Source organism: Microcoleus sp. B9-D4, from assembly GCF_036705105.1.
Classification (GTDB): domain Bacteria; phylum Cyanobacteriota; class Cyanobacteriia; order Cyanobacteriales; family Microcoleaceae; genus Microcoleus.
This window is the reverse complement of sequence record NZ_JAUBTS010000014.1, coordinates 56,317-74,974: the sequence shown is the minus strand read 5'-3', so window position 1 is coordinate 74,974 and position 18,658 is coordinate 56,317. Positions and strand designations below refer to the sequence as shown.

The 18,658-nt window shown below is 45.4% G+C and carries 18 protein-coding genes; 11 read left to right on the top strand and 7 right to left on the bottom strand.

The window, feature by feature from the left end; genetic code table 11:
• Positions 1-262 precede the first annotated feature (262 nt).
• Positions 263-502, bottom strand: coding sequence for a hypothetical protein (locus QUB24_RS11440; RefSeq protein WP_333153289.1), 240 nt, complete (start codon positions 500-502; stop codon positions 263-265).
• Positions 503-504: 2 nt separating this feature from the next.
• Here QUB24_RS11440 and QUB24_RS11435 point away from each other — a divergent pair, with 2 nt between their 5' ends.
• From QUB24_RS11435 to QUB24_RS11425, 3 genes are all read left to right on the top strand, one after another.
• Positions 505-1,434: an energy-coupling factor ABC transporter permease gene (locus tag QUB24_RS11435; protein WP_333153288.1), complete on the top strand. Its 930-nt coding sequence runs from the start codon at positions 505-507 to the stop codon at positions 1,432-1,434.
• On the top strand, positions 1,427-2,083 hold the full coding sequence (locus tag QUB24_RS11430) for an energy-coupling factor transporter transmembrane protein EcfT (protein WP_333153287.1): 657 nt from the start codon (positions 1,427-1,429) through the stop codon (positions 2,081-2,083). The genes QUB24_RS11435 and QUB24_RS11430 overlap by 8 nt, the downstream gene beginning before the upstream one ends.
• A gap of 478 nt (positions 2,084-2,561) precedes the next feature.
• Positions 2,562-3,296, top strand: a complete 735-nt coding sequence (locus QUB24_RS11425; RefSeq protein ID WP_333153286.1) for an ABC transporter ATP-binding protein — start codon at positions 2,562-2,564, stop codon at positions 3,294-3,296.
• A gap of 98 nt (positions 3,297-3,394) precedes the next feature.
• Here QUB24_RS11425 and QUB24_RS11420 read toward each other — a convergent pair whose 3' ends face one another.
• On the bottom strand, positions 3,395-4,276 hold the full coding sequence (locus QUB24_RS11420) for an ion transporter (protein WP_333153328.1): 882 nt from the start codon (positions 4,274-4,276) through the stop codon (positions 3,395-3,397).
• A 366-nt stretch (positions 4,277-4,642) separates the two neighbouring features.
• Here QUB24_RS11420 and QUB24_RS11415 point away from each other — a divergent pair, with 366 nt between their 5' ends.
• The gene (locus tag QUB24_RS11415) at positions 4,643-5,650 is read left to right on the top strand and encodes a 2-hydroxyacid dehydrogenase (protein ID WP_333153285.1); all 1,008 of its coding nucleotides are present in this window, start codon (positions 4,643-4,645) and stop codon (positions 5,648-5,650) included.
• Between the two features lie 196 nt (positions 5,651-5,846).
• A complete protein-coding gene (locus tag QUB24_RS11410; RefSeq protein WP_333153284.1) occupies positions 5,847-6,284 on the top strand; it encodes a CAAD domain-containing protein in 438 nt (145 codons plus the stop codon).
• 141 nt (positions 6,285-6,425) lie between these two features.
• Here QUB24_RS11410 and aroA read toward each other — a convergent pair whose 3' ends face one another.
• The gene (gene aroA, locus QUB24_RS11405; protein ID WP_333153283.1) at positions 6,426-7,781 is read right to left on the bottom strand and encodes a 3-phosphoshikimate 1-carboxyvinyltransferase; all 1,356 of its coding nucleotides are present in this window, start codon (positions 7,779-7,781) and stop codon (positions 6,426-6,428) included.
• Between the two features lie 427 nt (positions 7,782-8,208).
• Between aroA and QUB24_RS11400 the strand changes: the two genes are divergently transcribed.
• Complete coding sequence (locus QUB24_RS11400; RefSeq protein ID WP_333153282.1) at positions 8,209-8,712, top strand: hypothetical protein; 504 nt, start codon at positions 8,209-8,211, stop codon at positions 8,710-8,712.
• Between the two features lie 118 nt (positions 8,713-8,830).
• Here QUB24_RS11400 and QUB24_RS11395 read toward each other — a convergent pair whose 3' ends face one another.
• Positions 8,831-9,310 carry a hypothetical protein gene (locus tag QUB24_RS11395; protein WP_333153281.1) on the bottom strand — a complete coding sequence of 160 codons (480 nt, stop codon included), beginning with the start codon at positions 9,308-9,310 and terminating at the stop codon, positions 8,831-8,833.
• A gap of 273 nt (positions 9,311-9,583) precedes the next feature.
• Here QUB24_RS11395 and QUB24_RS11390 point away from each other — a divergent pair, with 273 nt between their 5' ends.
• The 3 genes from QUB24_RS11390 to QUB24_RS11380 all read left to right on the top strand — a co-directional run bounded on the left by QUB24_RS11390 (position 9,584) and on the right by QUB24_RS11380 (position 12,159).
• Entirely contained in the window at positions 9,584-10,261 is a 678-nt protein-coding gene (locus tag QUB24_RS11390) for a hypothetical protein (protein ID WP_333153280.1), read from the top strand.
• A 407-nt stretch (positions 10,262-10,668) separates the two neighbouring features.
• On the top strand, positions 10,669-10,968 hold the full coding sequence (locus QUB24_RS11385) for a putative quinol monooxygenase (RefSeq protein WP_333153279.1): 300 nt from the start codon (positions 10,669-10,671) through the stop codon (positions 10,966-10,968).
• A 381-nt stretch (positions 10,969-11,349) separates the two neighbouring features.
• Positions 11,350-12,159, top strand: a complete 810-nt coding sequence (locus QUB24_RS11380) for an MOSC domain-containing protein (RefSeq protein WP_333153278.1) — start codon at positions 11,350-11,352, stop codon at positions 12,157-12,159.
• Between the two features lie 171 nt (positions 12,160-12,330).
• Here QUB24_RS11380 and QUB24_RS11375 read toward each other — a convergent pair whose 3' ends face one another.
• The 3 genes from QUB24_RS11375 to QUB24_RS11365 all read right to left on the bottom strand — a co-directional run bounded on the left by QUB24_RS11375 (position 12,331) and on the right by QUB24_RS11365 (position 15,816).
• Positions 12,331-13,158, bottom strand: coding sequence for a Uma2 family endonuclease (locus tag QUB24_RS11375; protein ID WP_333153277.1), 828 nt, complete (start codon positions 13,156-13,158; stop codon positions 12,331-12,333).
• 40 nt (positions 13,159-13,198) lie between these two features.
• Positions 13,199-14,068: a calcium-binding protein gene (locus QUB24_RS11370; protein WP_333153276.1), complete on the bottom strand. Its 870-nt coding sequence runs from the start codon at positions 14,066-14,068 to the stop codon at positions 13,199-13,201.
• 74 nt (positions 14,069-14,142) lie between these two features.
• Positions 14,143-15,816: a methyltransferase domain-containing protein gene (locus tag QUB24_RS11365; RefSeq protein ID WP_333153275.1), complete on the bottom strand. Its 1,674-nt coding sequence runs from the start codon at positions 15,814-15,816 to the stop codon at positions 14,143-14,145.
• 50 nt (positions 15,817-15,866) lie between these two features.
• On the opposite strand from QUB24_RS11365, the gene QUB24_RS11360 reads away from it, so the two are divergent.
• Together QUB24_RS11360 and QUB24_RS11355 are read left to right on the top strand one after the other, a co-directional pair.
• A complete protein-coding gene (locus QUB24_RS11360) occupies positions 15,867-16,208 on the top strand; it encodes a hypothetical protein (protein ID WP_333153274.1) in 342 nt (113 codons plus the stop codon).
• Positions 16,186-18,658: glycosyltransferase (locus QUB24_RS11355; RefSeq protein WP_333153273.1), on the top strand; the 2,473-nt coding region annotated here is incomplete at its 3' end. The genes QUB24_RS11360 and QUB24_RS11355, both read left to right, overlap by 23 nt.

The window sequence follows — 18,658 nt, the reverse complement described above, 5'->3', positions numbered from 1 at the left end:
GATTTAAGCATTGACTCCACGGATAAATTTGGGGGATCCTTTATCGGATACAGGTTTTTTATTTCTGGACGGATGAAGCCGGGGGCTTTTATCCTGGATGTTTTCGGTCAATCGATTTGAGATTTGAGATTTAAGATTTGAGATTTAAGCATTGACTCCACGGATAAATTTGGGGGATCCTTTATCGGATACAGGTTTTTTATTTCTGGACGGATGAATCCGGTTTGGAGTTGAATCTGTAAACAAATATTGATAATTTTTATCAAAAAGCTTCAATGTGAGGGTGGTCGGTAAAATATCCGAATAATTCTTCAGGATTATTTAATGTAAAATTTCTCATCCTCAAAATTCTGCCCATGAGGCGGTAATCTATATCCCATAAGTGATCGCCCGCCGCAAATCCTCCGATCGCTCGATCGCAGAAATACCCCCACAGGGGATGGTAAATTTTTGTAAAAAATAGTTGACTAAAGGGCTGGAAGTTCTCTTGTTTGGGATACATCAATGCACATACCTGATGGTTTTCTTTCACCGCCAGTAGCCGTTGCCACCGGCATAGCAAGTGCAGCAGTAATTGCAGTTGCCCTAAATCGAACGCGCGCCAGTCTTGGACTTCGACAAGCCCCAATCATGGGCTTAACCACAGCTTTCGTATTTGCAGCCCAGATGATCAACTTTCCCGTAGCCGGCGGCACCAGCGGCCACTTGTTGGGAGGAGCGCTGGCATCCGTCGTTTTGGGGAACCCTTGGGCGGCAACTTTAGCGATGAGCACAGTTTTTATAATTCAGAGCGTCTTGTTTGCCGACGGGGGCATCACCGCCCTGGGAGCCAATATTTTTAACATGGGGCTAGTTGGCATTTGGGTGGGCTGGTGGCTGTTGCAGCCATTGCAGCAACTTTTGGGAGGTTCCAGAAATCGTTTGCCCCTAGCCGCGGGCATCGCCGCTGGCCTCAGCGTCGTGGCAGCTTCGATTTGTGTGGCGATCGAACTGGCAATTTCTGGTACAGTAGGGCTCAATATCGCATTGCCAGCAATGGTAGGCGTACATATTTTAATTGGCATTGGCGAAGGGGTAATTACAGCCGGCGTTTTAACTTATCTCGTCAAAGTGCGGCCGGATTTACTGCCGGGACAACAGCCACAACTGCAGAAATGGGTAGTGCCAGTAATCGGAGTTTTATTAATTTCCGGGGTGCTTTCACTGTTCGCTTCAAGTTGGCCTGACGGGTTAGAAGCGGTAGCCGAAAAATACGGCTTTAAAGATAAAGAAGCTGTGGCGATCGAAAATCCCACTCCTTTAGCAGATTACACAGTTAAAGGATTAGAAGAACAGCCTATTGGTACTAGCATTGCTGGACTTTTAGGGTCTGCCTTCAGCTTCGGCGCAGCTTTTGGGATTGCTCAGTTGGTGGTAAAACCTAAAGATGTCTAAACTCTCCATACCTTTTCGATTGCGAGTGTCTCTCACAATTGTGATTGGCATGGGTTTTCTGAAGACAGGCGCTTGGCTGTGGCTGGGAATTTATGGGGCGATCGCACTTTTTTGGTCGTTTTGGCTCCGGGCTCCGGTGCGAACCCTAGCGCAACTGTTGGGAGCAGAATTGCTTTTTCTCTCCTTATTAGTGCTGCCCCAAGGGTGGGAACGCGCCAGTTTTCTGTTGCTGCGTTCCCTAATCTGCCTGCTAATTATGAACAGTTTTTTGCTAACTTTGCCACCCCACAGTTTCGGAATCGCCCTCAAAGGATTACCCCTACCAGCAGGTTTGCAAGAGATTGTACTTTTAACAGGACAATACTTAGAAATCCTGCTGGCCGAAGTCAACCGCATGAAAATATCTGCCCAACTCCGGGGCTTGTCCGGTACCGGAGGATGGCTGCGCTACGCCAGTGCTTCCATGATCGGAGCGCTTTATTTGCGAAGTCTTGATCGGGCAGAAAGAGTACACGCAGCCATGCTAATTCGGGGATATCAAGGAAGTTTGCCCGCCGACTCAAAATCGACACCAAAAGAGCGACTCTGGCTGACATTAGCAATTGTAATAGCAGCCGGATTAACAACAGCTTCTTACGGTTATTCGTAATTGGGCATTGGGCATTTAACTGGTTTAACTGGTTCCCAGGCTCTGCCTGGGAATCCATATCCAGAGGCTCTGCCTCGCTTCTTGCGGAGGAAAATTGGAGGCAGAGCCTCCCGATCTGCTTTCCCAGGCAGAGCCTGTGAACGAGTAGAAAGAGCGACTGTGGCTGACACTAGCAATTTTCATAGCAGCCGGATTAACAATAGCTTCTTACGGTTATTCGTAATTGGGCATTGGGCATTTAACTGGTTCCCAGGCTCTGCCTGGGAATCCATATCCAGAGGCTCTGCCTCGCCTCTTGCGGAGGAAAATTGGAGGCAGAGCCTCCCGATCTGCGTTCCCAGGCAGAGCCTGTGAACGAGTAGAATTGGTAATTGATTAATTCATTCCTCTACCTTTTGCCTTCTCCCTTCCCCTCTCTGCGCCCTCTGCGCTCTCTGCGGTTAAACACTCTTAATCCTAAAATAGAGGAAAATAAAACTTGAGTAGACTAAAATCCGTGCCAACAATCGAAGTAGAAAACTTAGTATTTGGCTATCCCGATCAAAAGCCAGTATTGCGGGGAATTTCTTTTACTTTGCAACCGGGAGAAAGAGTTGCTCTACTCGGTCTGACTGGTGCTGGTAAAAGCACTTTGCTGGAAAACTTAATCGGATTAAAAATGCCTCAAGCGGGCGAGATTAGAGTGCAGGGAAAAAAGTTGGAAGAGGCGACTTTATCGCAAGCGCGCAGGCAGATTGGATTTTGCTTTCAAGATGCTAACGACCAGCTATTCATGCCAACTATTTTAGAGGATGTCATGTTCGGGCCGCGCAATTACGGAGTGCCGCCGGGAGTTGCGCGCGATCGAGCTTTATCACTATTAGACGAATTTGGTTTAGTAGAATTTGCCAACCGTTCGGCCCACGAACTTTCGGGAGGTCAAAGAAGATTAGCAGCCTTGGCAGCAATTTTAGCATTAGAGCCGGCAATTTTAATCTTAGACGAGCCGACCAACGGACTAGATCCCTCGTGGCGGCGTCACTTGGCGTCTGTTTTGTCCCAATTGCCGATCGAGGTAATTTTAATCGCTTCTCACAATTTGAATTGGATCGGAAAAACGACTCAAAGGGCGTTAGTTTTGGCGGATGGTGAGATTAAAATTGACAGGAAAACTAAAGAGTTGCTGGCAGATAAATCAACTCTCGAATATTACAATTTGCCGCCCGATTGGTAATTAAACATTGGTCATTACTCATGACCTAAAGCAGTCATAACTAACCACAAGCGATGGTAAGGATTGGGGGGGCAATTACAGGCAATATATATCTGTAGTTAAAGCTCGAATTTGCGGACGGTCTCATTGTACAAATGAATAGCTAAATCGCGCAGGATTTGTTCATTTTGAAACTCACTTCCTAACTTTTGTTTTGCCATTTGAACACACAATTTCATCAACTCTGATGAAGTTTCGAGATGAAGTGCGATCGCCCTTTGCTTTTCTTCAAAGCCGACCTCGATTTCCGCCAGCCTTTTTACCGATTGACAATTCGCAAATTCCTCTAAATTTTCAGCTTTTTTTTCCTGCTTTCTCTTTTGGATTTCCTCGGAAAAACCCCCAGCAATTATCCCTGCCGGTAACGCAAAAATTCCAATTCCCAAAAATGCTAACATGGCTCCTAACAATTTTCCTAAAGGAGTGATTGGATAAATATCACCGTAACCGACAGTAGTTAATGTCACAACTCCCCACCACATTGCATCGGGGATGCTGCCAAAAGCTTTGGGATGTGCCTCGTATTCAACAAAATACATGATGCTAGAGGCAAATATTAACAGAATAAAAACTGCAAATGCAGTGGCAATCAACTCCTCTTTTTTAGCGTACAACACTGCTCCCAGAGTTCGGACTGACTCTGAATAACGGCTCATTTTTAGCAACCGCAACAAGCGCAATACCCGAATCAAATTAACGAAATTAAAACTAGGAAATAACAGCAAAAAGTAAAAAGGTAAGATGGAAATTAAATCTATCAAACTTAGGGGTGTCAGAGCATATCTCAATCTTCCCCAAAGCGGGTGGCTGTATCTGCGATCGACTGTAGACACCCATAGCCTCAAAATATATTCTATTGTAAATACTAAGGAGGAAACAATTTCGATATTTGCCAAAAGCGATGTGTGTTCTGGCGACAATGTGGGCGAAGTAGAAGCAATAAAAGCTGCAACATTGATCAGGATTAAACAAGTTATGACAACATCATCGGCTAAACTGTATAAATTGCTAGAGTCTGAGGTTTCTAAAATTTAATAAATTAAAGTCTGGATGTTTTTACGCATCTGAGTTTGTCCTGAAAACTTAGCAATTAACGCTCGCGCATGACTCCAGTATAAGCAATTAAATTAAAAAAGTTAAGCAGGAGTTGCCCTCAAGCTAAAAATTGGTTTCTTCAGAGAGGCTTTGGTTACGAAATTCAATATTTCTCATGGAAAGTGGGTTGTTTGGGGCAACGGCGCTCTAGTAAAATTTAGAGTTAATCTGGAAAGAATTTCCAACTATTACTGGGTTTGCAGGCAAAAATCATGAAGGTAGCCGTATTCAGCACCAAATCCTACGATCGCACATTTCTGGAAGCAGCGAATGTCGGTGGCAAACACGATTTAGTTTTTTTTGAACCGCGTCTGAACTTGGAAACCAGCGTTTTGGCTGCGGGATTTCCGGCAGTCTGCGCGTTCGTGAACGACTCCTTGGACGCGAAAACGCTCGGGGCGATCGCCGAAAAAGGCGTCCGCTTGCTGGCCCTGAGATCCGCCGGATTCAATCACGTTGATTTAGCAGCAGCTAGGGATTTAGATCTAACTCTGCTGCGAGTTCCGGCTTATTCTCCCTACGCAGTGGCCGAACACGCAGTCGCTTTGATTTTGTCCCTCAACCGCAGAATCCATCGGGCTTACAACCGCGTCCGCGAAGGCAATTTCGCCCTAGATGGCCTGTTGGGTTTTGACCTCCACGGCAAAACGGTGGGAATCGTCGGAACAGGCAGAATTGGCGCAATTACTGCCCAAATTCTGCACGGATTCGGGTGTCGCCTGCTAGGATACGATGTTTTCCAAAACCCAGATTGCCTCGCCCTAGGGATGGAATACGTCGCACTCCCGGAACTGTTCGCCGCCTCTGATATTGTCAGCCTCCACTGTCCGCTGATACCGGAAACTTACCATTTGATCGGTGCAGAGGCGATCGAGCAAATGAAACCGGGGATGATGCTGATCAATACCAGCCGCGGTCAGTTGATTGACACTAAAGCTGTCACCAAAGCACTGAAATCTGGTATAATTGGGTACCTCGGATTAGATGTTTACGAACAAGAGACGGATCTGTTTTTTGAGGATTTGTCAAATCACGTTATTCAAGACGACGTATTTCAGCGCTTGCTGACTTTTCCAAACGTCCTGATTACCGGACACCAAGCTTTTTTCACCGAGGAAGCTTTGAAAAATATCGCCGAAACCACGATCGGCAACATCACCGACTTTGAACAAGGACGCCCTTGCCCGAATCAAATCAACCTCGATCAAGGGAAAAAATGAGTCAAAAGACCGATTTGGCAGCGAAGGCAATTGTTTAAAATCAAGTCATATCGTTATTTTTGCTTGCAATTTGTGAAACTCTGCCTTAGTCTCATCAATTAGTCCCTGCAGCGCGGATGCTGTGCTAATTGCCGGAGAATTCTACTGGCCGCAATTCACAGCCTGCAATTTTACCTGACAACGGAGGAAGTATTCAATGACACAAGCTAACTTTTCGGACGAGACACAAACAATCACTGAAGTCGTGACAGTAGATCTGGTGGAGGACAAACCGGGGGTCATGACTACAGTGACAACCACAGAAACAACGGCCAGCCAGTTCCAAGATATTAAAGACCAAGTTATTACAATTTTGTCGGAACTTCCAGCCTATCTCTCTAATTTTTTTGCTGACTACCAAAAGCCCCTCATAACTGTTGGTTTAATTCTGGCCGGCGGTATTAGTATTAAGGTAATGCTGGGAGTTTTAGGTGCTCTTAATGATGTCCCTTTGGTAGCTCCAGTTTTTGAGTTGATTGGCATGGGATATACGGGTTGGTTTGTTTACCGCTATCTGCTCAAGGCTTCTAATCGCCAAGAGTTGTTAACGGAAATTGATTCTTTAAAAGAACAAGTTGTAGGTAAAGATTCTTAGAGGAAGTCATTAGTCATTGGTCATTAGTCATTAGTTAGTGGTTATTTGTTATTTTTGAGGCTATAGCAATAACCGATAACAAGTAACCAGCAACCAATGCCCAATGCCCAATGCCCAATGCCCAATGCCCAATGCCCAATCTTAATTTGGATGGCAAACTTGTTGCAAAGTGGCGGTAAAGTCGGGGTAGGAAATGGCAGCAGCTTCTGCCCGGTGAATGTTAGTAATACCTGTGGCGTTGAGGGCTGCGATCGCCAAACTCATCGCTATTCTGTGGTCGGTGTAGCTGTCAACATCCGCGCCAGTCAAAGGAGTTCCCCCGGTAATTTCTAAACCGTCGGGTAACTCGGAAATTTGGGCTCCCATGCGGTTGAGTTCCGCAGCAGTCACGGCCAGCCGATCGCTCTCTTTGACTCGCAACTCGGCCGCATCTCGAATTATTGTAGTACCCGATGCAAAGATCGCCGCTACTGCCAAAATCGGGATTTCGTCAATCAGTCGGGGAATTAAGTCGCCCGCAATGGTGCATCCCCGCAATTGGCCGGAACTACGAACCAAAATATCGGCTACAGGTTCCCCAGCCGCCTCTCGCTGATTTTGCAGTTCAATGTCCGCGCCCATCATTTCCAAAGCTTCCAAAATGCCTGTACGAGTTGGGTTGACGCCCACATTTTCGACTACGAGCTCGGAACCGGGGACGATCGCCCCAGCAACTAGCCAAAATGCCGCCGAACTAATATCCCCCGGTACAATCACATTCTGCCCTTGCAGTTGTGTCGGCCCAGTGACTGTCACGCTGCAAGTTTCTGGATCGACGCTCAATTGGGCTCCAAACGCTCGCAGCATCCGCTCGCTGTGATCCCGCGACAGAGCGGGTTCTGTGACTGTAGTTTCTCCGCTGGCCATCAAACCGGCGAGCAATATGCAAGATTTAACTTGAGCCGAGGCGATCGGAGAATGGTAGTGAATCGGTTTTAACTGCTGTCCCAGTATCGCTAAGGGAGCTAAAGAATTGCTTTTTCGGCCCCAAATTTGCGCTCCCATTTGTTGCAGCGGTTTAATGACGCGCGACATCGGGCGCGATCGCAGAGAACTGTCACCCGTTACTGCATAAAAACGCCCCGGATGAGAGGCTAAAATTCCCAACATCAGCCGCATCGTCGTGCCGGAATTACCCGCATCCAAGACTTCCACAGGCTCCTCTAACTCGCCAATTCCGACGCCCCGGACTGTCACCCGTTCCGCGTTGAGTTCAGAAACTTTGGCTCCCAGGAGCGAGAAACATTTAGCAGTGCTGCGGGGGTCTTCTCCTAGCAGCAGTCCCTCAATTGTCGTTTCACCTCGGGCGATCGCACCCAACATCAAAGCTCGGTGAGAAATCGACTTATCGCCCGGAACTCGAATCCTCCCCACCAGCGACAAGCCCGGTGCCGGTTTTTGAATGCTTAAAGTTTGGCTTTTGTCAAGAAGCGTAGTAGTTATAATGTCAGCTTGCATTGAGATAAACTAGGATTGGATGGCGTTAGCTATCCTACCTTTTTCCCAGTCCTAAGTCAGTCGTCTTTTGTACGGCCTGCGGGTTTTTTCCCTATGTGTCCGGTTAACTTAAAAGCTGATTAAACTCGCCCGGAGACTCCGCTGTCAGTTCTCGATGACACGGGAGTGCGGACGCAACGGCACGGATTTCACATTAATTTCACAAATATTATCCGTGTATATGCTTAGATTTCATGTCCAGCTCTCAGTTATCGACCAGATGATTGAATTGTGACTAAACAATTTTAGATTTTCGATTGCGAGTTGTAGATTTTTCATTTTGTTAAGCAAAAGCTCCGGAATTTAGAACCCAGCCAATCTAAAATCTAAAGTCTAAAATCTCAAATCTCAAACCGCCCGATCCACAACAACTCCTAAACTTTTATTTATGCTGACCCATCACCGCAAGCCTGTAAGTTTATCGCTGGTATCCACAGATTTACCTTTGTGGTCAGTCGTTGAAACCGCTGCTACGCTTTATCAAAAAGACCGGGATCGCTTTCACTTGTTGTTGCACGAACCAGCAATAATCGATCGCGAATTTTCCGACGGTTCCAACCAATCTGCCGAGCAAGTTACAATCTTACCCCCAACTACAAAACCCCGGTTGCTCTGGCTAGAAGTTTCGCCCTATCGAGTCATTATGACGATGCAAGGAAACGGCAAATACAGTTACCGCCACTGCTGGGAACGAGGAATGTACGGCCTGAGCCGTTATTGGCTTCAGGGCGAATCGCTGGCGACTCCCGAACAGTTGCGACTCCGCAACTTCACTCGCAACTTGACGCTGACAGGAAAGCCGGAACCGGATCACTTGCGGTTAGAATACGAGTTGTGGTCGGAGAAAGTGCAACTAGGTCGCTATATTTTGAATCTAGAAATTCATCACTAAATTGGGTAATTGCAAAGGGGTAGATAGTAGGTGAAGGCGACGCATTCCTCAAATTCCTTCACCCGCTGTGCGTTGTTGGGGTTTGCGTGACCATCTCAAAACTCAAAACTCTTAGCCTTTAGCGATCGCCCTTACAATAATTAATCAGTTTGCTAGTCAAAGCGTCTTGATTTGCGGCTGCTTGATTCGCCTGTTGGCCGGCTCTAATAATATCTGCTTGAGCTGTTTTGATTTGCTCTCGACCTTCTATACTTGTAGAAGCGAGATTTCCAGCCTGAAGACTTTTGCTTATGTCGCCGAGTGCTTGACTAATTTCCTGGAAGGATTTAACCGATGGCTCCTGAATTTCTTTGAGGGTGGGATCTGTTATTCGCAGATTTTCAATTTCTTTTGCTATCAGGTTCAAATTTTTAGCTAAGTTGTCGGTCGTGGCAGCATCGTTGCTGTCTTTATCAACATCAATGAGAGCGTTGCCTTTGTTGACAATTTCAGTAAATTTAGTACACTGGACAGCTCGGCTATCGCTGCAACTAATCGTCAGCGTACAGCAAGCAACAACTATCAGCAGGATGGCAATCTGTTTGCGAAAAAAGTACATGAACCCTCGGTTGCAAAAAAAGTAGATTCTGGGATTTTGTCGTAGAGTGCGTCACTTGATTTTCGATTTTCGATTTTCGATTTACTTGCGACATTGAATCAAAGGATCTGGAACTTTGGTCTAAAATTAGGGATTGTCCACAAGGCGAGTGTACGCGGCACAGTATCCGTTTTTGGGTGTGTCAGCGGGCCGATCGATATATCGACTGTCGAAAAACTTTTGCGGCATTCAGACACGCTCTACTAAGCTAAACTACGTACCTGTTTAGGAACTATGGTCAAAAACAGCAATAACCTAAAGAAGGGAAGCATTTGGGGATATCTTACCCTGCTTTTGCCTATTTCCTTGACGGCGGTTGCCAGTTTCGAGTCGGGAAGGATGTTTTGGGCGATCGCCACCACAGCGGGCATTGCTTGGGCTTACAAACTCTACCACCAGCAGCAAAAACACAAACTCGCTCATTTAGACTCGGTTTTCTATAAGTTGATCAAGGAAAATCAAGGGCGAGTTACGGCTTTGGATTTGGCGATGAATGCGAAACTCCCGGGCGAAAAGGTTCAAGAGTATCTCGACGAACGAGCTTCTGAGTTTGCCGCAGATTTTGAAGTGACGGAACAAGGCGGAATTTTGTATTATTTTCAAATAGCTCCACCTGTCAATCAAAGCGAAACAGCTAATGCGGGAATAGCTGTTCAAGAGCCTCCCACAAATCGGGAAAAAGCACAAGATAAAAAACCAAATTTATTCCCCATTGCTCAAACCAAGACTCCTCAAAAGCCCAAAATCTCTTTTACCCAGACGGAACTCTCCCGCAGGTTCAAAGTTCACGCAACTACGATCGGCAAGTGGAAACTTAAGCCGGAGTTTGCTCAGTGGAGTCGGGAAAAAGACCCGGAGGATCTCGCCTGGGAATATTCTACAGAAAACAAGCGATTTTATCCCAAAGATTGAGTTTCTCCGGTATTTGCCAAAATATCTCAAGAAACCCGGTTTCTAGGACGCTCTGCGCTTAGTAACGAATAATTTGGCAAGAAACCGGGTTTCGGAGATTTGAGCGCGTCCTGGACTAATTTTACTGCGGTTGACCGAAAGCATCCAGGATACCCGCCACGTGATTCATTCCGAAAGCAGACTCAGGACCGGTGAAATAAAAAACCTGTATCGGATGAAACTTGCCGAACGTATTTATCTCGCGCAAGTCAATGCTGCAATTCTTTAATCTAAAATCTAAAATCTAAAATCTAAAATCGATTGACCGCTCGATCTCTTTAGGTTATTTTAAGTAAAATCGTCTTTTGCTGAGTTTGCCAAGTAAAAATCGGTAAGTTCGATCGTCCTATCTGTGACTTTTTTCTCCTATGTCCAAAACAACCTTGCGAGTAGTCGCCCGCCTCGCTGCCTTTCCCGACAAAGTAGCAGAACTTAAATCTCTGCTGCTGAGCATTATAGAACCCACTCGCAAAGAAAAAGGCTGCATCAAATACGAACTCCTGCAAAATCAAGCCGATCCCACAGATTTTACCTATGTTGAAGAGTGGGAAAGTGCTGATTTGCTCGAACTACATCTCGGTTCAAGTCACATTCAAGACGCCGTGCAGAAATTAGACGGTTTGGCCGTTGGGCCTCCAGATATCCGCCGCTATGAGTTGCTAGCTTAATCGGGTTTTTATAGCAATTTTATTAATGTGTGTGAAATAGCTTCGATTCCCCCAAAGTTTGCGGCGAACCCTACCTACATATATAGGTTCTGCGTAAGTCCAATTCTACTCACATCTTGCCCTATTCTAGCTGAACAGGCAAGAGGCCTGTTCCACAAAGAGTAGATTTTCTTGTGGAACAGGCATCTTGCCTGTTCAAAAAAGGATTTAGGTTCTGCGTAAGTCCAATTCTACTCACATCTTGCACTATTCTCGCTGAACAGGCAAGATGCCTGTTCCACAAAGAGTAGATTTTCTTGTGGAACAGGCATCTTGCCTGTTCAAAAAAGGATTATTGACAATGGTGCAAAATCTTAGATTCTACTAACTTCGGAAAAATTTATGACATTAGCAACAATAAAACAGTTATTTATTTATCCAATTAAAGGGCTGACACCGCAAGAAATGTCCGAGTTTGCTTTAACAGCAGGACACGGAATTAAGGGCGATCGAGCTTTTGCCTTAATGTTTGCAGATAATATTGAAGCTGCAAAGATACCCGCCCAAAATGTCCCTTGGATGAGCAAAAAACATTTTGCTGTCCAAAACGATTGGCCTCTGTTAGCAGCTTTAGAATGTGATTATCAACCGGAAACGGCCGTTTTAACAGTCAAGCGTCAAGGAGTTGCAGTGTTATCGGCAGAAACGAACACAGCAGCGGGGCGCGATCGCATCGGCACTTTTTTCACAGAATATTTGGCAGCAATTGAACCGACAAAAGAAGCGAGACACCCGCAGTTTGCACCTTTGCACTTAGTCGGCGACAGCAGCGGCGAAACTCGTTATCCCGATCGAGAACCAGTACACATTTCTTTACTCAGTCAAGCCACATTAGATCAATTAACAGAAATCGCTGTTCAAAACATTGACGTGGGCCGATTTCGCCCGAACATTGTGCTAGAAGGTATGGCAGCTTGGTCAGAATTTGAGTTGATCGGAAAACAGTTTCAATTAGGCACGGCGCGCATAGAAGTTACAGCACGAATCGGTCGCTGTGTCAATATAGAAGTGAATCCAGAAACAGGCGATCGGGATATTTCCCTACTCAGTTTACTCCAAAAGGAATTCGGTCACGCACAAACAGGAGTTTTAGCCAAAATTATCAACAGCGGCACAATTAAAATCGGCGATGTTTTGACTGCTGTAAAATAGTAGGACTTACGGGCGGGATCTCCTGCCCAACCCCTACTCCCCACAAGAAAACTCATTCTTTGTGGAACAGGCCGGAAAGCCTGTTCATGAGAATATCTTGCCTGTTCATGAGAATGGTGCAAGATGTGAGATGCACCCTACAAGTCAATAGTCTCTTAATCAAAAGCAACCTTAAGATTGTGAATGCTGCCTAACTTCCTCTACTGATAAACCGAGTGCTTCTGCCACTTGCTGTGTATTCAATCCCATTGCCAACAACCGAGGGATGGCATCCCGCCGCGCTTGGGCTTCTGCACTCAAAGCCTGCTCTGCTAAGGAAGCTCGTTCTGTACCTGTTAGCAGCAAATTACCCTCGCTATCCCACCACCGCAGCCAGAGCATTGTCTGGTTTTGATAACTGCCTTCCCACAGTCCTAATTCTACGCCCATTGGCGCGATCGGATAATGAGCGCGATCGTTCGGAAGCAACTGCTGGTAAAACCCATTGTTCAGGCTGTAAACCTCCAGCCTGCCACTATTGATCTCATAAATGCCATAAAACGGAATCCGCATGATCCGTTCATATACCCAAAACTTCCCAGGCCTTTGCGCCGCTCCAACTTCCGAGTACGATAGTGGGGTTGTGTCCCGCTCTTCTGAACCATCTCCCGATGCGAACTCCAAAGCAATCATCGGAGCCATGAATTCCCGCCACAGCACGTAAGAGCGACGAATCTGATTTCCTAGTGTTGGTGGCACGTTCGGCACGTAGAACCAGTCTGGAGCTTCGGCTCCCTTTTCAAGCGGGTCAGTTTCTCGCCAGTAGATGCCACAGTCTTGCCCTATAGCATATTGCCCATCGGGATGAAGCCCTTGCAATACCGACCCGATAGAATCAGTCAAAATAATGCTCTGAGGATGCTCCTGAAAATTCTTCACAAAAGTGCCGTCTTCCTCTGGCAGTTGAGTGTGGTCGGGGAAGGGAGAGGGAAGGACAATCTTTTCGGTTGCCGGGGTCATGCTACCTCTCAAGTATTGCAGCTTACCTGAATATCTTAACTCATCCTGCTTCCGGCACTCTCACCTTATTACCAATCAAATTCAGAAAACTCGCTCCAAAATGTTGAATCTCCAAAAAATTAGCATAAGCAGGAGTTGACTTGTAAACTCTAAAAGTCCGCATAATTCCTAAAGTTGCGGCACTTTCCAGCGGGCCGATAAAGCTAGTATCCCTATCCAAAAAATGAGACTGCTTAGCCCAGTGTGCCATCTGTTCCGCATTCAAAAAATAGCAACCGGAATGAGGATTCAATGCCCGCTCAAAAGCGATTGTTTGTTCCATAATTTTTCCCATTAACTGCCGCTGCTCCTCTACATTTTGAAACGAAGAAGTCGCTGAGTCTGCTAAATCACCATCAACATATGCTTTAAAAACCGCGCCTTTAGGCGCTATTTCATAGCGATTAGGTTGCAGCAAATTCCCATTTCCTCCGTGATGCGTAAACCACTTTAATTTACTAAAAAACCACGGATCATGCAGCACTAAATCATCTTCCAAATAACAGAAATAATCGTATTTGTTAAGACACGCTCGCAAAACTGCTTGACACTCAAACCCCAACAGCAGCGGTTCGCATTTGGTAGCATGGTGCATAAAACATCTGGGCTGCACTGGCAGTTGAGGCAACAGATGATAACCTTGAGTAGTGCAAACAACAATGTCAATTTCGTGCTGTTGAGATTGATTTGCTGGGATAGTTGCACATTCGCGAATGTCAATCATGGACTGAGATTTGCCGTACAAAGCTTGCAGCGATGTCACGCAAGCGGTTAAAGCATTTAGTCGTGGTTGCGGATCATTTCGCTGGGAAGCGTGTTTCCCGTCGCCGCTGGGATTGTAAAAGTGAGCAATAGTGAATAGAATTCGCATTGGTGTGGAGTAACAATTAGAAATTAAACAATAAAACAGAACGATCGCACAATAGCCTATAAATCTTACCGCACTTAGTCACCAAATAACTCCGGCAGGCGATCGCGCAACTCAGCATTTAAACGTGGCAACTCGTCGCGCATCTGTAAGTACCAATCTCGCCGCTGCCGGTAGTGCCCGCACAGTAAGCGGTTGTCCCGCACCCATTCGTAAGCATTCGCGGCTATTTTCCGGCGCCGAGAAGTGTCAGAAATCAGCGAATTAAGCTTCATTTCAAACTCTTTTTCATATCTATAAATCAATCCGGTTTCACCTTCGACAATCGAATGTTCGTACACAGTGGGACTTGCCAGTACCGCTACTCCCCGCGCTGCACATTCAATAAATTTCAAGTCGGATTTCATTTCGTTAACCGGGTTGGAAACGAGCGGGAGCAAAGCTATATCGCAACTGTACATAATTTCTTGATACCGTTCGTAACTGCAAAATGGTTCAAATTCTTTTTGCTGTGTTTTCAAGGCTTCAAAAAATTTGCGGTCGTGGATTACTTTAACTCGAATCCGGTGCTTTTGTGCTACTAAAACTCGATTTAGCGCTGCCATAATCGGCTGCCAATCTTTTTCGCGGTTGAGCGCACCAAAAAAGATTGTGACTGTATCTTCTGTCGGATAAATTCGCGGCGGAGGTAGATAAGCTAATTGATTGGGAAATACGGCAACATTTGGATTGTATTGCCGCAAAATTTTGGCTAGGGGTTCTGTAGAAGTTTGCACGCAGTGACAGCCGCGATAGCTGAGGTAATTATTGTCGGCGTATTCGCGGCGACGGATGGGATTATCGTCAATTTCTGCTACTATTAAATAGCCTTCTTGCAGCAGTTCTTTGAGTTGGGGAATATAGCCGGGATATTGCATGATAGTCCGTTGCCAGATGAAGACTTTTTCTTCTCCCAGCAGCGGCGGAATTAATTCTGCTGTTTTCACCCCGGATACGGTGCGGACACCGGGAATTGTAGCGCTAAATTTGTCCGGTTCCAAAACTCGCACGCGATCGCACCCTGTAGGAGCCATAATGATAGTCTGAATCAGCAGTCTGCGCGCAGGTACGGTCGAGTTGGTCGATCGCACGATATAATATTCAGCACCGGTTTCCGTAGCAAAACTGCTCGATGTGAGCTCTAAAGCCTGTACCATTGGATGCAGCAATTGCTGAAACTGGACAAAATTTTCGGTTTTGTGTCCCTTCCCTTGAAATTCATAAACCTGCAATCCGGCTTGAGCAAATAGTGATTTAATACTTTCTAGGGTAAACCAGTGCTGCATCTTGTTGTCGGGATTCTCCCACTGTCCCCGCAACAGATTGACAATCCGCCGCCAGTATTGAAGATTAGGGATTTTGGCGAGAATTTGCCCCTCTGGATTCAGCAAACCACTGTACTGCTTGAGCACTTCCCAAGGGTTTTTGAGATAGGGTAGCAAGTCGCCAAAAACCAAACAATCGACGGTTCCTGGGGCGATGTCGAGACTTTCGAGAGCAATTTCTTCAATATCGGCTACCGTCACCCAGTTTAGCCTATCGACTGCAATTTTAGCTTTTTCTCGATCGCATTCAATGCCAATATACTGACAATGGGGATTGATCAGCTTGTACTGTTCGCCCGTCGAACCCGTACCGCAGCCAATTTCAACAATGACTTTAGCATCCGGCGGTAGCAGCTTCAAGAGGTCGTGGTTGACGCGATCGATCACTTTCTCTAAAATTCCTGATTAGTTTATCGTAAAATAAAACAGAGCAACCCATGCCGACAGACAACCAGCCGAATGTTAGCATTGCGATGCCAGTATACAATGGCGAGCGGCACATTTGTCAAGCACCCAATTTTCTGTTACCAACTCTTTCTCTTCCCTATCTTCTCTTCCTCTGCGTTCTCTGCGCCCTCTGCGGTTCATTTAATCTTATCCACCCATCCTACAAGGATTCCTATATCTTAGCAAATATTGAGCAAAATTATAATTTATTCTCAAACCCTACCCTCATTCAGCGCGATTTAGGAGCTAAATTAATTCGGCTTTTTTCCCAAAAATCAACCCAACAATTTGCTGAATACATTATAAACTATGAACTCAAATCTAGGAATTAACATCGCCGGCTACATTAACGGCGAATTTGGCATAGGAGAAGGTGTCCGAGCCAACATCAGAGCCGCAGAAGCCGCCAACATTCCCATCAGTATCAACAATTTTCCCCGCAGTCCCCACCGCAAACAAGACACCACCTATCAAAACTTTAGCCAAGACAATCCCCATCCCGTAAACTTAATTCAAGTCAACGCCGATGAAGTGGCCACCTTTATCAAACATACAGATTCCAGCTATTTTGAAAACAAATACAATATCGGCTTTTGGGCCTGGGAACTTCCCGCATTTCCCTCAAAATGGCAGCCAGCCTTTAATCAATTTCACGAAATATGGACTTATAGCAACTATTGCGCCGAGGCAATTTCTGCAGTCTCGCCAATTCCCGTTATCAAAATCATGCCCAGTATTGCTCTTCCCGCACCTTCCCTGAACAGAGAAGCACTGAATTTACCTAAAGATAAATTTATTTTTTTGTTTGTATTCGACTTTTCCAGCCGCATCGAGCGCAAAAATCCTTTAGCCGCCATTCAAGCATTTAAACAAGCTTTTGGCGAAGATGACCGCCTATTGTTAATTCTCAAATCTTCCAACTCAAACAAAAATTTAGAGCAGCAAAAAATATTAAATTCTGCCATCAGAAACTTTTCAAATATCCAACATCTAGACGGGTATTTGTCCAAAGATGAAATTAACAGTTTGTTGTATAATTGCGACTGTTATCTATCCCTGCACCGCTGCGAAGGATTTGGCTTAACAATGGCTGAAGCCATGTTTTACGGCAAACCCGTAATTGCTACCGGCTATTCATCAAATACAGAATTCATGAATGTCGGCAATAGCTATTTAGTCAAGTATAAGTTAATCCCAATTGAGAAAGATTGCGGGCCTTACAAAAAAGGCAATGTTTGGGCCGAACCGGATGTCGAACACGCTGCGGATTTAATGCGTCATGTCTTCAACAATTACCGGGAAGCTCAGCAAGTTGGAAGAATAGCTGCTGATGAAATTAAGACTTTACTGAATCCGCCAACTGTCGGGAGAAAAATTCAAAACCGTCTTGAATATATTGCCGAAATTACAGATAATTTCAAAAGCTTGGAGGGCGGAATACGGAAAAAGTCCTCTCAGGGGGCGACAGTAAAAAATGCACAACCTTTAGTTAGTATTTGTATTCCGACATACAACGGAGCGGCATTTATTGGCGAAGCGATTCAAAGTGCTTTGGCCCAAACTTACCCTAACATAGAGCTGATTATATCCGATGACGGCTCCACAGACGAAACAGTTGCGATCGCCCAATCATTCCAATCACAAACCTCAGTCGATTTCCGCATCATACTGCACCGCAACTACGGCTTATCACAAAACTGGAATTTTTGCATATCCCAAGCAAAAGGTCAATACATTAAATTTCTCTTTCAAGACGACTTGCTCGCACCAGAATGTATTGAAAAAATGGTCGCACTCGCCCAAAAACACCCAGAAATAGGTATGGTTTTCTCCCCGCGTGGCATCACCATAGCTGACAATGAATCTAACCCGATTTTGCGCGGAGCTTCCCAATCAATTAAAGATTTGCATAAAAGTTGGTCAAATTTAAAATCTATTCAGCCCGGAAAAAAATTACTGGCAGATACTAACTGCTTGAATAACCCGATAAACAAAATTGGCGAACCTAGTACCGTCTTAATTGCTGCGCGAGTCTTTGAAGAAATAGGATTATTTGATTCGGGATTATCTCAGTATGTAGACTTAGATATGTGGTGGCGAATCATGGGCAACTATCATATCGGATTTGTAGATGAAAAACTGTCCTCACTGCGGATTCATCCCGAACAACAAACTTGGAAAAACTTCGCGGCTGGGGAAAATCATAAGGATGTAGTTAGATTTTACAAAAAACTCCTAAATAGTCCTGATTACAGTTTCCTGAATCAACAAATCAAACAGACAATCCGCCAAAAGCTGGCCTTGAGAACCCAGCCGAGTTTATCGGAATTGTCACCACTGCTTGATCAATACAATAAATTCCCCTCAAAACAGCCTCTTCTCGCGCTGCGCCCCTACCGCCAACAGCTAGCTGAGTATTGGCTGAATTTGCCAGCGGAAAAATTAGAAAGTGCTTACTCGAAAGACATGGGGAAAGCTCATAAATTGCTACTAGATAGCGCCCTAAAAAATGAAACTTTAACTGAGTCAGAACAACGTTTTGTCCAGCAGTTATCCTCGAAACTTGCTGAAGGAGGAGAAATTGCCGACAAGATGCAATATCTCCTCGCAGCGATGCTGTACCGCGACGCTTATCAGTTGCCACTTGAGTATAACAATGCAGCGATTCCCCAGTGGTTTTTTGACGATTTTCTGAAATTTCTATTTCAGTCACCGAATTATTTTCAAAGGAGATGTGGCATTGTCAAGAACGGGCAAGATACCCGTTCCACACAAGATGAAT

Excerpts from the sequence above, each read along its gene's own strand:
- aroA (WP_333153283.1), bottom strand. The coding sequence starts at position 7,781 with ATGCAAGCTGACATTATAACTACTACGCTTCTTGACAAAAGCCAAACT.
- QUB24_RS11385 (WP_333153279.1), top strand. The coding sequence starts at position 10,669 with ATGTCCAAAACAACCTTGCGAGTAGTCGCCCGCCTCGCTGCCTTTCCC.
- QUB24_RS11375 (WP_333153277.1), bottom strand. The coding sequence starts at position 13,158 with ATGACCCCGGCAACCGAAAAGATTGTCCTTCCCTCTCCCTTCCCCGAC.
- QUB24_RS11400 (WP_333153282.1), top strand. The coding sequence starts at position 8,209 with ATGCTGACCCATCACCGCAAGCCTGTAAGTTTATCGCTGGTATCCACA.
- QUB24_RS11360 (WP_333153274.1), top strand. The coding sequence starts at position 15,867 with ATGCCGACAGACAACCAGCCGAATGTTAGCATTGCGATGCCAGTATAC.
- QUB24_RS11440 (WP_333153289.1), bottom strand. The coding sequence starts at position 502 with ATGTATCCCAAACAAGAGAACTTCCAGCCCTTTAGTCAACTATTTTTT.
- QUB24_RS11395 (WP_333153281.1), bottom strand. The coding sequence starts at position 9,310 with ATGTACTTTTTTCGCAAACAGATTGCCATCCTGCTGATAGTTGTTGCT.
- QUB24_RS11390 (WP_333153280.1), top strand. The coding sequence starts at position 9,584 with ATGGTCAAAAACAGCAATAACCTAAAGAAGGGAAGCATTTGGGGATAT.
- QUB24_RS11370 (WP_333153276.1), bottom strand. The coding sequence starts at position 14,068 with ATGCGAATTCTATTCACTATTGCTCACTTTTACAATCCCAGCGGCGAC.
- QUB24_RS11430 (WP_333153287.1), top strand. The coding sequence starts at position 1,427 with ATGTCTAAACTCTCCATACCTTTTCGATTGCGAGTGTCTCTCACAATT.
- QUB24_RS11435 (WP_333153288.1), top strand. The coding sequence starts at position 505 with ATGCACATACCTGATGGTTTTCTTTCACCGCCAGTAGCCGTTGCCACC.
- QUB24_RS11415 (WP_333153285.1), top strand. The coding sequence starts at position 4,643 with ATGAAGGTAGCCGTATTCAGCACCAAATCCTACGATCGCACATTTCTG.
- QUB24_RS11410 (WP_333153284.1), top strand. The coding sequence starts at position 5,847 with ATGACACAAGCTAACTTTTCGGACGAGACACAAACAATCACTGAAGTC.
- QUB24_RS11380 (WP_333153278.1), top strand. The coding sequence starts at position 11,350 with ATGACATTAGCAACAATAAAACAGTTATTTATTTATCCAATTAAAGGG.